The sequence below is a fragment of the Exiguobacterium sp. RIT341 genome (genome assembly GCF_000632205.1).
Taxonomy (GTDB): Bacteria; Bacillota; Bacilli; order Exiguobacteriales; family Exiguobacteriaceae; genus Exiguobacterium_A.
The window spans coordinates 313,528-326,952 of the sequence record NZ_JFYW01000008.1; the positions used below are offsets into that span (position 1 = coordinate 313,528).

A 13,425-nucleotide genomic window follows, 5' to 3' on the forward strand; every position below is an offset into this window, starting at 1 on the left:
GATTGATGATACAGCCGCAATATGAACGGAACATGAACGCAGGTGTCACGCGCGTAAAAAAGTTAACATTACGGTTAGACCCGATGAAGCGGACGACAAGCTCGCATCCCCGCCGAGTTGACGCATCGTCTCTTTGACAATCGCTAAACCAAGACCCGTTCCGCGCGTCGTCCGGGATGCATCGCCTTGATAAAAGCGTTCAAAGGCATGTTTCATCTGTTCATCAGTCATGCCTGGTCCTTCATCCTTGATTCGGATAATGATCTGATCCGCTTGTTCCTCTGCTTGAATCTGGATCGTCGCTCCGTCTTTTGAGACCGAGACAGCGTTTCGGATGACATTTTGGAAGACATGTTCCAACGCACTGACATCCGCTTGTATTTGTATCACCGTCGGAACATCGAGTGCGACAGCGATTCCTTGCTCATCCAGCTGGAAGGCAAGTGTCGTGAGTGTCGCCTCAAGATTCGTCCGCAGATTAAGTGCTTGTCGTTTGAAGCGTCGTCCTTCATCGAGCTTCGCTAAGATCAACAGTTGACGCGTCAGCTCCGACATTCGCTCCGCCTCTTGACGGATGACCGTCCGTTTCCTGACGTCTTCTCCCGTCACATCGAGTTGTCCCGCGTAACCAGCAATCGTCGTCAGCGGCGACTGGAATTCATGCGAGACGTTCGCAACGAATCGGCGCCGTTCCGTATCAGACGCTTCGACTGCCGTTGCCATTTCGTCAAACCGCCGGGACAGCTCACCAATTTCATCGCGTGCCTTCGTTCCGACGCGGATTCCGTAGTCACCGTCTGCCATCTGTTCCGTCGCTTTTGTCAGGCGCCGGATCGGACGAACGAGATAGCGGATTGAAAAGACAAGCAAAAGGAAACTGATCACGACAAGCAGTCCAAGGAACAGACCGACGAACAGATGCAACTCACGGATCTGACGACTCAAGTCCGGTCGGACGAAGATCGCGTCCGTGCCTTGCACCGTCTTGACCGACGTGCCGTACGTATTGATGACTTCGTTATCGAACAGACCGAGCAAGAAGAGATGGAACGGATATTCACGCATTCCGTAATACGGTTGACCACTCTTCACTTGCTCGACGACCCGATTCGAGAGCGCTTCATCACGAAACGGGTTTCCGTAACGCTCGATTGCGTCGTCCGTGCGCACATAAAGTTGAAAGCCGGTCGCTTGTAACATCCGGTAAAACGACTCCGTCTTGCCGTCCCCGTGCGTTTCATAATAATCGATCGCCGTCTCGACCGCTTCCTCGACTTTTTGGCTGTAGCTGTCCTGCCAAAAGGAATAATAGGCAATATTACTAATCAGGAGCGCCAGTAGTGCCGACACGAGTAAGACAACGCAGACGAGTCCGACGATTTTCGTATAGAGGGATCTCATGCGTCGACCTCCAACCGGTATCCGAGTCCGCGGACTGTCTCAATCTTCACCTGATTCGTTTCCTTTAAGCGTCCACGGAGGCGTTTAATGTGAACATCAATCGTCCGGTCATCCCCCATGAAATCGAGTCCCCAGACGTGTTCGATCAATTCCTCGCGGCTGAAGACCCGTCCCGGGAAACTCGCCAACTGATGCAACAATTCGAATTCACGTCGCGGGAGTGTCCACTCGGTCGACTGAATCGTCACGAGCTGACTACGTTTATCGATCGTGACATCTCCAAGATGCAAAACAGGTTGCGCCGCTTTTTGATAGCGCCGAGCCACAGCGTGGAGGCGAAATACTAATTCTTCCGGATCAAACGGTTTTGTGATGTAATCATCGGCACCTGCTGCGAAACCGTCCCGTTTATCTGTCAGCTCCCCGAGTGCCGTCAGCATCAAGATCGGGATGTCCCCGTGTTGCCGTAATCGCTCGCATAAGACGAGACCGGTCTGTCCGGGGAGCAGGACATCAAGTACGGCTGCTTCGAACGTCATCTTCTCGATCCAAGCAAGCGCTTCGTTTCCGTCTGCTGTCGCTCGGATGGAATGCCCGTCGGCTTGTAACGTTGACACGACAAGGGCTTGGATATGAGGATCATCTTCTGCGACTAGAATATACATCGTACTCCTCCTTTTTTAGACAAACAAAAAAATCCCCTTCCCCCTTCTCAAAATGAAAAGGATGAAGGGGATGACGATCATCCGCGCTCTGGGTAGAGTGGGAAACGACCTGTCAAAGCAACGACACGCTCACGTGCTTGTGCGAGAACGTCTGCTTCTTCTGGGTGGTTCAAGACGAGTTCGATCAACTCTGCGATTTCTTTCATCTCAGCTTCCTTGAATCCGCGAGATGTCATCGCTGCCGTTCCGATCCGGATACCGCTCGTGACGAACGGGCTCGCTGGGTCGAACGGAATCGTGTTCTTGTTGACCGTAATGCCAGCTTCGTCAAGCGCATGCTCGGCGAGTTTACCTGTGATACCGAGTGGTTGCAAGTCAACGAGGAGCAAGTGATTGTCTGTTCCGCCTGAAACGATCCGGAGTCCACGATTCGTCAATTCCTCACCGAGGACTTTGGCGTTCGTGACGACTTGACCGATGTAGTCCTTGAACTCTGGTGCAAGGGCTTCACCAAATGCAACAGCTTTCGCGGCGATGACATGCATGAGTGGACCACCTTGGATCCCTGGGAAGATTGCTTTATCAATTGCTTTCGCATGCTCTTCTTTACAGAGAATCATCCCACCACGTGGACCACGCAACGTCTTATGCGTCGTCGTCGTGACGAAGTGTGCATGCTCGACTGGGTTCGGATGCTGACCTGCTGCGACGAGTCCAGCGATGTGTGCCATGTCGACCATCAAGTAAGCACCGACGCTGTCTGCGATTTCACGGAACCGTTTGAAGTCGATGACGCGCGGATACGCCGATGCGCCCGCTACGATTAATTTTGGTTTGTGCTCTTCTGCTAATTTCGCGACGACGTCGTAGTCAATCATCTCTGTCTCTTGATCGACACCGTATTCCACGAAGTTGTACTGGACACCGGAGAAATTGACGGGACTACCGTGCGTCAGATGGCCACCGTGCGATAGGTTCATCCCGAGGACCGTATCGCCCTGTTCGAGAATCGTGAAGTAGACCGCCATGTTCGCTTGTGCACCGGAGTGCGGCTGCACGTTCGCGTGCTCTGCCCCGAAGATTTCCTTCGCGCGGTCGCGTGCGAGATTCTCAGCGAGATCGACATACTCACAGCCACCATAATAACGACGACCTGGGTAACCTTCTGCGTACTTGTTCGTTAAGACGCTGCCTTGTGCTTCCATGACAGCTTGCGAGACGAAGTTCTCGGATGCGATCAATTCGATGTTATCCCGTTGACGACCTAGTTCCTGGCGCATTGCCGAAAAGAGTGCCTCATCTTGTTGTTTCAGATACGTAAGCGGTGTTTGTTCCATCTGAATTCCCCCATTTCATTTCGATAAACCTATCTTAACACGAATGTTTCCTTCCCGGCATCCCCCAAAACAACATCAAAAAAGCAAGGGGTGCGCAACCCCTTGCATGAATTATTCGTATTTAGCACGTGCCCCACCGATTAATTTTGGTCGTGTCACGGCTGCCGTCACGTGTGCCTCACCGATTTCCTTATGCGGCAAGCGCACTGGAATCGCAACAGCTTTCAAGTGCATCCCGATGAATGTATCACCGATATCGATTCCGGCATCAGCCTGAATCGCTTCGACGACGACAGGTGCCGAGAAGCGCTGGTACGCAGCACTCGCCATCGATCCACCCGCTTCTGGAACGGGAACGACCGTCACCGGATCAAGCCCGAGACGTTCGGCCGTTTGCCGTTCAAGTGTCAGCGCTCGGTTGATATGCTCACAGCCTTGGAAGGCGAGATCGACTTGATGCGATCGACGAAAGGCATCGAAGACATCGAACAAGGCGTCCGCCACTTCTGGTGAACCTGCCTTGCCGATTTGTTTGCCAATCACTTCACTCGTCGAACAGCCGATCACGAGCAATTTTCCTTTTAAGGAAAATCGTTCATCCAGAGCGTTCAGTGTTTCTTCTAAATCGTGCTGGATGCGTGTCACGTCCATTACTTCACCTCATAATCCGAGATTTTGCAAACGCGGTTCTCATGACGTCCACCTTCGAATTCCGTCTCAAGCCAAAGCTGCGCGATCTCACGAGCCAGTCCTGGACCGATAACGCGTTCGCCCATCGTCAAGATGTTCGAGTTGTTGTGCTGCCGCGTCGCTTTCGCGCTGAACGTATCATGGACGAGCGCTGCTCGGATGCCCTTGACCTTGTTCGCTGCGATACCGATCCCAATGCCTGTGCCACAAATCAAGATGCCACGGTCAAACTCTCCGTTCGCGACTGCCTCCGCGACTGGAATCGCGACATCCGGATAATCGATCGAGTCGGACGAATGCGTACCGAAGTCCGTATAGTCGATGCCAAGCTCTTGTAGGAGATCGTTGATTTCTGCCTTTAACTTAAAACCGCCATGATCCGCGCCGATTGCTACTTTCATCTTTACTATTCCCCCGTTTGTTTAGGTTGTTTTTTCGGAAGCTTCCGTGTGTCCGGAGTTTTTCTTCCGTTTCCGTTCTGCGTTAATTTTAACACAAGACGATTGACGAGGGGTTCGAGTTCATTACGTACTTGGCGATAGACGTTCATCGATCCACCGTACGGATCGTTGATATCCCGTTCAAGCCCAGTCACATATTCGTACAAGGTGAACGTCCGTTCCTTCAGTTCCGGATAGCGTTCACCGACTTCCTGCTTGTGCTGACGCGTCATCGTCAAGATGATGTCAGACCAGCGTCCGAGTACATCATCAAAGACTTGCGTATAGTGCTCGAGTTCGATGCCGCGTTCGCGTAACACTTGTAATGCGTTCTCGGACGCATCGAATCCTTGCATCGAACGTAGTCCTGCTGAACGGACATCGAATTCCTGATCAGCGACTTTCGAGCGTAGTAACGCCATCGCCATCGGGCTACGGCATGTATTTCCTGTACAGATGAATAAAACGCGACGTGTGCTCATCTCCGTATCCTCCTTCTTCAAGGGCGAATGACCCGACCACCTGCTGCTTTATGGAGGCGGTTGCGGACCGCAAGCCCCACCCCTTCTTCTGATAGGTCTCGTACAAAAATCTGATCCACCGTCGTCTGATCAAATCGCCGTAAACAATCGTAAAGACGTTGTGCCGCCGTCTCCATCGAATTACCAAGGGAGCAGCGAACATCTGCGTCGACATCCTCTCCATCGAACAGAAGAACGCCCGTCTTGTGTCCGGTTTGTCGTGCATCATCGATGAGTTGCTGTAAGAATGAAAGATCCCCTTCGACGACGGACAGTGTCGCTTCCGGCGCATAATGGGTATATTTCATCCCGGGTGCCTTCGGTGTAACATCTTTCATCGATAAGGCAGGATCGAGTGTGACAGGACCGATGATTGCCTCGACTTGTTCGCGTGTCACGCCACCCGGTCGTAAAATCGCCGGTGGCGTCATCGTACAATCGATGACAGTCGATTCGACCCCGATGCCCGTCTCCCCTCCATCGACGATCGCAGCGATGCGTCCCGAGAGGTCATGTGCGACATGCGCAGATGACGTCGGTGAAGGTTTTCCAGAACGGTTGGCACTCGGTGCTGCGAGACCCAGCCCTGTCGCTTCAATCAATTGAAGCGCGAGCGGATGATCTGGCATCCGTAATCCGATCGTATCTAGTCCTGCTGTGACGAGTGTGGATGCGGTGCCGTTCGATTCGAGGATGATCGTCAAGGCTCCTGGCCAAAACGCCTCCATCAAACGTGTTGCAACATCGGGAATGTGCGTGACGAACTGATGTGCCTGTTCTACGGATGCGACATGGACAATCAGCGGATTGTCGGAAGGTCGACCCTTCGCGGCGAAGATTCGCCGAACAGCCGCTTCGTTCGTTGCGTCCCCTGCGAGACCATAGACGGTCTCGGTCGGCATCGCCACGACCTCTCCTTCCTGCAATAACCGAACTGCTTCATCCATTGTCTGTAAATCAATCATTTCCGTCTTCACGCTGTACAATCCTTTCGTTCCGCATACACGATACGGTCTTTACCGTTTATATCTTTTAAAATACCCGTTTCCGCACTTGGATAACGTTCTTTTAACATCATTTGCACTTCTAGTCCTTGATTGTGTCCAATTTCAAACGCAATCAGTCGGAAATCGTCGCGTAGAACCCGTCCACTCTCCTCGACTAGACGTCGGTAAAAGACGAGACCGTCTTTTCCACCAAACAGAGCGAGATGCGGTTCATGGTCGAATACGACCTCACTTAGCAATTCTTCTTCCTCGATATAAGGAGGGTTCGAGACGAGCACCCGCACGGAATCGTCCGCAAGTGGTGCCAGTAGATCCCCTTCGAGAAACGTCACGTCCCCACCAAGCGTCGCTTGATTCTGCTTCGCGACCGCAATCGCGGCCGGTGAAATATCGACAGTCGTGACCGGTTGTTCGAGTTCGAGGGCGAGCGTGATTCCGATCGCTCCACTCCCAGTTCCGATGTCGACGATCTGTCCCGCGGTGAACGACTCACGTTTGAGACGCTCCGTGACGAAGACGATCAACTCTTCCGTTTCCGGTCGTGGAATCAAGACATCCGGTGTGACACGGAAATCCCGTCCATAAAACGGCTGATAGCCGATTAAATGCTGAACGGGCACGCCGTGAACATGAGCAAGCAAGTATTCACTGAAACGTAAATCTTGCTCCGGCGTCAATTCATCTGATAGACGGACAAGGAGTCCGATCCGGTCGACATCCAAGACGTGCATGAGTAACCATTCGGCACTTGAACCCTCGCGTCCTGCTTGTTCCATCATCGTTTTTGCCTCATTTAGACGTTTTGCGATCCGCATCAGTTTGCCGCCTCCGATGCCCGTGCCTGATGTTCCATGACGAGCGTATCGATGACTTCATCCATCTCGCCTTGCAAGATTCGGTCAAGCTTTTGAATCGTCAATCCGATGCGATGGTCCGTCACCCGATTTTGTGCGAAATTATACGTCCGGATTCGTTCCGAACGGTCACCCGTACCCACTGCCGACTTTCGTTTTTCATCATATTCAGCTTGCTGTTCGCGTTGAATCTTATCGTAGACACGCGCGCGCAAGACCTTCATCGCTTTTTCCTTGTTCTTGATTTGCGACTTCTCATCCTGACAGCTGGCGACGATTCCCGTCGGCACGTGCGTGACACGGACAGCGGACTGTGTCGTATTGACGGACTGGCCACCCGGTCCACTCGACGTGAACGTATCGACTCGGACATCCTTATCATGGATTTCGACTTCGACGTCTTCTGCTTCCGGCAACACCGCAACCGTTGCAGTCGATGTATGAATCCGTCCGCCGGATTCCGTTGACGGAACGCGTTGGACGCGGTGTGCCCCGTTCTCGTACTTCAACTTCGAATAAGCACCCGTTCCTTTGACAATGAAGATGATCTCTTTGTAGCCACCGAGTTCCGTGTAGCTTGCATCGATGATCTCAATCTTCCAGCTCTGTTTCTCAGCAAACTTCGAGTACATCTTGAAAAGGTCACCCGCAAATAAAGCTGCCTCGTCTCCGCCTGCCGCACCACGAATCTCGACGATGACGTTCTTATCGTCATTTGGATCCTTCGGTAATAATAAAGCTTTCAGCTTGGCTTCGAGCTCTTTGATCTCCGGGTCAAGCATCGCGACTTCTTCCTTCGCAAGGTCGCGCATCTCCGGATCCGTCAACATTTGACGTGCCTCTTGATAAGCTTCCATCTTCTCGCGGTAGACACGGTATGTCTCGACAGTCGGCGCAAGTTGTGACTGCTCTTTTGAGACCTCTCGCAATTGATTCGTATCATTGATGATGGCTGGATCAGCCAACATATCATTCAGTTTTTCATAACGGTCCTCTAACGCACTCAATCGATCCAACATCTCGGTCATCCTTCCTGGCGATTCTTCTGTCGTCAGTATAGCAAATATTGCGATCGATGGCGTCATCGTCTTCTTGAAAAGAAACGTTGACAGACGGGTTTTAAATTCCTATAATTGGTGTATTAATTGAATTAGTACACTTAAGGAGGTGAAGAAATGTTCACCGTTGATCCGAAAAGTCCGTTACCGATCTATGAACAGTTGGTCGCTCAAATCATCCGCTCGATTGCCCGTGGTCTACTCCGCTCCGGCGAACAGATGCCATCCGTCCGTGAACTTGCTGGTACACTCCTTGTCAATCCGAACACTGTCTCCCGCGCCTATCAGGAACTCGAGAGCCGCAACTTCATCGTCACGATGCGCGGCAAAGGCTCCTTCATCTCAGATATTCCACTTCATGAAGTCAAGAAAGCCGCCATTCAAGATCCACTCATTCGTCTTTGTTCCGTCGCCGACGAACTCTCCATTTCAAACGAAGAACTCTATCAACTCATCTTACACATTAGGGAGGATTCCTCATGTTGACCGTTTCTCATCTAACGAAACAAATTGACCGTACCATGATTTATGAAAATGCATCCTTTACTCTACCAGCAGGAACGATTACTGCGTTGATCGGGCGTAATGGTGCCGGAAAAACGACATTACTGAAAACACTTGTCGGTGCTCTTGAGCCAACGCGCGGAAAAGTTGAATGGAATGGCGAGTCGATCCACCACGTCCCGAAGACACGTGAGCACCTTTTCCTCGTTCCGGATTCTGTTTCCGTCTATCGCCAGATGACACTCGGCGAACTGATCAACTTCTACAATGCGTTCTATCCGAACTTCGAGAAAACGTACATCGAAAACTATTGTCGTTCGTCAAACCTCGATCGCGGACGTCGCGTGACGTCATTATCCAAAGGACAAGCCCAGTTGTTCCTTCTTCAACTTGCGTTCGCGACGAACGCTCCGGTCCTCTTACTGGATGAACCAACAGACGGACTCGATCGAATCAACAAACGAGATTACTTAAAGCAGCTTGTCTCGTTACTTGCGGAGCGCCAAACTGCCGTCTTGATCGCCTCACACCAACTCGAAGAGCTTGATTCACTCGCTGACCGTGTCATGACGATCGAAAAGCATCTCGTCCGCGAACCAAAGGCACTCGACGACGCCAAAGCCAGCATGCAGAAATGGCAAGTCGTCTATGAGGACGTTCCGGAATTGTCACATGCTGATCTTCACGTCTTATCCCAAACAGGTCGGGTCGTGACATTGCTCGTCTTATCCGATGCAGGCGCGCAGTATCTTGAAACGACGAACCCCTTGTTAAAAGATGCTTTGCCAGTGCAGATGGAAGATTACTTCTTAGGGACATTTGGAGGGAAACGACATGGTTAAGCAATTGATCCGTTATCATATCAAACAAGGCATCTGGCCGCTCGCTTGTTTCATTCTGCTTGCGATCTTCAGCTATGGGTTCGGCAGTTATACCGTCATCAATGAGTTCGAGAATTACGAGGCCTCTCAGCAACCTGCTCTACTCAACACCGTACTCGTCAGTCCCTTTTTCGCCGGATTCGCAGCGATTCTCATTGCTGTCTTCGCGATCCTGATGCTCGGTTCCGAGCGCGGGAGTGGTCGCAGCCTGATTTTGCACGCGTTACCGTTTCCGAAGGTCTGGTTGTTCTGGATCAAATGGGCGATTGGCGTCGTAACACTGATCTTGTTTCCGATCATCGGCTTCTTCGTCAGCTGGTTGTTGCTGCAAGCGTTCGGCGGTATCAATCCGTTTGATTACGTCACGTGGTCGTCACTCTTCCAAGATTTTGGTCTTTTCCTTCTATTTGATGTGACGATTTTGACGATCTTCTTATTCGCCGGAACAATCGCTGGTGATATCATCGGACAACTGTTGCTCGGCACGTTCTTCTTGTTCTTGAACTACTTCACGTATTTCAGCATCTACGCTGTCGCCCTGCTCGGTTTCGGTGTGACCTACGAGGAATTAGACAAGCCGACAAGTTTCCTGATGACGATCACGACACCCTTCGCACTCTTTTTCGAAAGTAATGTCGATCTGAATCTAACATATCCCGTCTTGTTCTGTTTAGCTTTGACGATTGCCTTACTCTTCTTTGGTAGCCGCCTATATATCCGCGGAGCGAACGAACGACTCGGTCGGTTCACCATTTTCCCAAAACTACATCCAGCACTGATCATCACGTTCTCGATCTACACGACGATCCTGCTCGCAGGAATCATTGGTCTGATTTCGTCCGAGAACCAGTTCCTGTACTGGCTCGCGATCGTCATTCTCGCATGGCCGACGTTCAGTTCCTACCGTCGGATGATCGGGTGGAGTCGCTAATCTATACACAAGTAGCCCTTCTGAGATGATTTTTCAGAAGGGCTATTCGTTTGTCATCGTTTCTTCACAAACCTTTACAGACGGTCCATATGGATTTCATATTTTCTGCGTAAGGTTGTGTTTGTAGGTCATAGCGCCATAACCCATTACCTTTCGAGGAGGAATCCCTATGAAACTAAAACGTCTGATCCCGATTTTTGCCTTATCGACCCTTTCCCTGAGTACGATGATTTCGACGCCGGAAGCCGAAGCGAAAGCCAAACATACTCACTCACCCGAAATCCGGAACGTCATCTTCCTGATTGGTGACGGCATGGGTGTCTCATACACGTCTGCACACCGTTACTTAAAGAACGATCCTTCGACGACGACGGCTGAAAAAACAGCCTTTGATCCCTATCTCGTCGGTCAACAGATGACATATCCGGAAGATGCGAAGGAGAATATCACCGATTCCGCCTCTGCCGCGACAGCGATGTCCTCTGGTGTGAAGACGTACAATGCAGCGATTGCCGTTGATAACGATAAATCGGAAGTCAAGACCGTCCTTGAAGCAGCGAAAGAACGTGGTAAGTCAACAGGACTCGTTGCAACATCGGAAATCACGCATGCGACACCTGCTTCGTTCGGTGCTCATGATGAGAGCCGAAAGAACATGAACGCGATCGCAGACGATTACTTCAAGGAACGCGTCAATGGGAAGCATAAAATTGACGTCATGCTCGGTGGCGGTAAGTCGAACTTCGTCCGTCCGGATGTTGATTTGACGAAAGCATTCAAAAAAGACGGTTACAGTTACGTCACGGATCTGGATCAATTGCAAGCGGATAAAAATAAACAAGTGCTCGGATTGTTCGCAGACGGTGGATTACCTAAACGAATCGATCGCGAAAACTCAGTCCCGTCACTTGCTCAAATGACGAACGCCGCAATCAAGCGACTTGATTCGAATAAAAAAGGCTTCTTCCTGATGGTCGAAGGCAGTCAAATTGACTGGGCAGGACACGACAATGATATTGTCGGTGCGATGAGTGAGATGGAAGATTTCGAACGTGCTTTTAAAGCCGCGATCGCTTTCGCGAAGAAGGATAAGCATACACTCGTCGTCGCAACAGCCGACCACTCGACTGGCGGTTACTCGATTGGTGCGGATGGCATTTACAACTGGTTCGCTGAGCCAATCAAAGCAGCGAAGAAGACACCTGACTTCATGGCGCAGCAAATCGTCGAAGGCGCGGACGTACGGAAAACGTTAATGAAGTACATCGACCAAGACAAACTCGCCTTGACGGATCAAGAAATCGACAGCGTCTCTCGCGCTGCTGAATCGAAAACATTACTCGACATCGATAATGCCATCGAAGAGATCTTCAACGAACGCTCGCATACGGGCTGGACGACAGGTGGTCATACGGGTGAAGACGTACCCGTCTATGCGTTCGGTCCTGCGAAAGACCGATTCGCTGGTCAAGTCGACAACACGGATCACGCGAAAATCATCTTCGATCTCTTGAAATCGAAGAAATAAGGAGAATGTTCATGAGACAGATACTTGCTACTTTGATGCTCGGGACGGTGCTCGCTGGTTGTGGCACTTCAGCATCACAAGACACACCAAAAGAACCAGCGTCTGCGAAACAGGAGCAGCCGGTATCGCTTGAAAAAACAAGCGCCTACGTTCCAAACCCGCAAATTCCAGACGATCGCGATTTGACAAAAATCGATCAGACCGTCACGGATGATAAGGGCGACCTGACGCTTAAACAATTCAAACGAGTGAACGAAACACGGAAGATTGGTCCGATCGAGATGACGATCGAAGAGATCAAAGTATTCCATGCTCGTCCAAGCTATGGCATGATTGATTTCTTCCATGGCTTTACGCACGATGAATCCTTTGATTTGATCAAGACACGGGTCACGATCAAGAACACAAGTAATGAACCGGTCACGTTCAATCCTGTCGCCCACTTCAAACTCGATGCTGCGGCAGAAAAGACGCTCGAGGACGACGTCTATTTGGAGTCGCTTGCGAAGACTTATGCCCCGTCCGAGTCACGGAGTGGTAACTTCGGCTTCATCTTGGAACATCCGGTTGACTCGATTGAACTCTTGACGAGTGATGTTCTCGATGAAAAACAAGATGTCCTCAAAAAAGGAACGACGTTTTCGATGTCTCTTCGTTGACTGACATTCACACTTCTACGCTCTATCTATTTTCCGGTCATATCCGGATCATAGGTGGAGCTATTTTGATGCCTGTAATCGTTCCATGCTACACTAAAGACATTATTTGAGTGTAAAGGACGGATCATATGCCGAAGTATTTAAACATCTATCACGAGCTCGCACAGCGGATTCAGGAAGGAACGCTCCCGGCCGAAACGAAATTACCTTCTGAAACGGAATTGATGCATGAATTCGAGGCGAGCCGCGGAACGGTTCGAAAAGCGATTGATGCCCTGCAAGAAAAAGGCTTCGTCCGTAAACACCAGGGGAAAGGTGTCTTCGTCCTGTCGCAAGAAGCGATCGAGTTCCAATTCAACGGCATCGTCAGCTTCTCGGAAGCACATCGCCGGATGGGGCGTCATACCGTCGAGACGGATGTACTATCGTGCGAAGTGCTCTCCGCCTGTCCTGAGCTCGCTTCGTTATTGCATGTGGCACAAGGAACAGACATAACCCGTATTGAGCGGATTCGTCAGATTGATGGCGAACGCGTCATCCGTGACATTAATCATTTCGTAACCGCACTCGTGCCCGGCCTAACCGCTGACATTGCTAAAGGGTCCATCTATCATTACATCGAAGAGACACTCGACCGGCAGATCAGCTATGCGAAACGAAAGATTGAAGCGCGCCCTGCGACACGGGAAGACCAAGAACGACTTGATCTTCACGACATGACACACGTCATCGTCGTCACGAACGATACGTATTTCTATGAAGGACAACATTTCGAACGGACGGAATCGCGTCACCGGCTCGATAAGTTTCAGTTCACTGATATTGCACGGCGTTGAATATAGGCTGCAAGATGAGGGAATTCGTAGATGACGGATTCTCTCTTTTTTATTCTCCCTAACTTATCTATATAAGTTCTTGACCAACTTATATAGATAAGTTAAGATAAGTG

General features: G+C 50.8%; 15 protein-coding genes. 6 read left to right on the top strand and 9 right to left on the bottom strand.

Going from position 1 to position 13,425, the window contains the following annotated elements; genetic code table 11:
* Positions 1–45: 45 nt before the first annotated feature.
* The 9 genes from BW42_RS10485 to prfA form a co-directional block, all read right to left on the bottom strand.
* Positions 46–1,401, bottom strand: a complete 1,356-nt coding sequence (locus BW42_RS10485) for a HAMP domain-containing sensor histidine kinase (protein ID WP_035410640.1) — start codon at positions 1,399–1,401, stop codon at positions 46–48.
* Positions 1,398–2,066, bottom strand: a complete 669-nt coding sequence (locus BW42_RS10490) for a response regulator transcription factor (RefSeq protein WP_035410642.1) — start codon at positions 2,064–2,066, stop codon at positions 1,398–1,400. The genes BW42_RS10485 and BW42_RS10490 overlap by 4 nt, the downstream gene beginning before the upstream one ends.
* 77 nt (positions 2,067–2,143) lie before the next feature.
* Positions 2,144–3,403 carry a serine hydroxymethyltransferase gene (gene glyA / locus BW42_RS10495; RefSeq protein WP_035410645.1) on the bottom strand — a complete coding sequence of 420 codons (1,260 nt, stop codon included), beginning with the start codon at positions 3,401–3,403 and terminating at the stop codon, positions 2,144–2,146.
* Positions 3,404–3,514: 111 nt separating this feature from the next.
* A complete protein-coding gene (locus BW42_RS10500) occupies positions 3,515–4,054 on the bottom strand; it encodes a TIGR01440 family protein (RefSeq protein ID WP_035410650.1) in 540 nt (179 codons plus the stop codon).
* Positions 4,054–4,494, bottom strand: a complete 441-nt coding sequence (gene rpiB / locus BW42_RS10505) for a ribose 5-phosphate isomerase B (RefSeq protein WP_035410653.1) — start codon at positions 4,492–4,494, stop codon at positions 4,054–4,056. Before rpiB ends, BW42_RS10500 begins: the two co-directional genes overlap by 1 nt.
* Positions 4,495–4,499: 5 nt before the next feature.
* Positions 4,500–5,015, bottom strand: a complete 516-nt coding sequence (locus BW42_RS10510; protein ID WP_035410655.1) for a low molecular weight protein arginine phosphatase — start codon at positions 5,013–5,015, stop codon at positions 4,500–4,502.
* Positions 5,016–5,032: 17 nt separating this feature from the next.
* Positions 5,033–6,031 carry an L-threonylcarbamoyladenylate synthase gene (locus BW42_RS10515; protein ID WP_035410658.1) on the bottom strand — a complete coding sequence of 333 codons (999 nt, stop codon included), beginning with the start codon at positions 6,029–6,031 and terminating at the stop codon, positions 5,033–5,035.
* Positions 6,028–6,876 carry a peptide chain release factor N(5)-glutamine methyltransferase gene (prmC, locus tag BW42_RS10520; protein WP_035410661.1) on the bottom strand — a complete coding sequence of 283 codons (849 nt, stop codon included), beginning with the start codon at positions 6,874–6,876 and terminating at the stop codon, positions 6,028–6,030. Before prmC ends, BW42_RS10515 begins: the two co-directional genes overlap by 4 nt.
* Positions 6,876–7,934, bottom strand: coding sequence for a peptide chain release factor 1 (gene prfA / locus BW42_RS10525; RefSeq protein ID WP_035410665.1), 1,059 nt, complete (start codon positions 7,932–7,934; stop codon positions 6,876–6,878). The genes prmC and prfA overlap by 1 nt, the downstream gene beginning before the upstream one ends.
* Positions 7,935–8,090: 156 nt before the next feature.
* Between prfA and BW42_RS10530 the strand changes: the two genes are divergently transcribed.
* The 6 genes from BW42_RS10530 to treR all read left to right on the top strand — a co-directional run bounded on the left by BW42_RS10530 (position 8,091) and on the right by treR (position 13,312).
* Positions 8,091–8,459: a GntR family transcriptional regulator gene (locus tag BW42_RS10530; RefSeq protein ID WP_035410669.1), complete on the top strand. Its 369-nt coding sequence runs from the start codon at positions 8,091–8,093 to the stop codon at positions 8,457–8,459.
* Positions 8,453–9,319, top strand: a complete 867-nt coding sequence (locus BW42_RS10535; protein WP_035410673.1) for an ATP-binding cassette domain-containing protein — start codon at positions 8,453–8,455, stop codon at positions 9,317–9,319. The genes BW42_RS10530 and BW42_RS10535 overlap by 7 nt, the downstream gene beginning before the upstream one ends.
* Positions 9,312–10,289 carry a hypothetical protein gene (locus BW42_RS10540; RefSeq protein ID WP_035410676.1) on the top strand — a complete coding sequence of 326 codons (978 nt, stop codon included), beginning with the start codon at positions 9,312–9,314 and terminating at the stop codon, positions 10,287–10,289. Before BW42_RS10535 ends, BW42_RS10540 begins: the two co-directional genes overlap by 8 nt.
* Positions 10,290–10,458: 169 nt before the next feature.
* Positions 10,459–11,817: an alkaline phosphatase gene (locus BW42_RS10545; RefSeq protein ID WP_035410679.1), complete on the top strand. Its 1,359-nt coding sequence runs from the start codon at positions 10,459–10,461 to the stop codon at positions 11,815–11,817.
* Between the two features lie 11 nt (positions 11,818–11,828).
* A complete protein-coding gene (locus tag BW42_RS10550; RefSeq protein WP_035410682.1) occupies positions 11,829–12,476 on the top strand; it encodes a hypothetical protein in 648 nt (215 codons plus the stop codon).
* Positions 12,477–12,604: 128 nt separating this feature from the next.
* The gene (treR, locus tag BW42_RS10555; protein WP_035410685.1) at positions 12,605–13,312 is read left to right on the top strand and encodes a trehalose operon repressor; all 708 of its coding nucleotides are present in this window, start codon (positions 12,605–12,607) and stop codon (positions 13,310–13,312) included.
* The last annotated feature ends 113 nt before the right edge of the window (positions 13,313–13,425 follow it).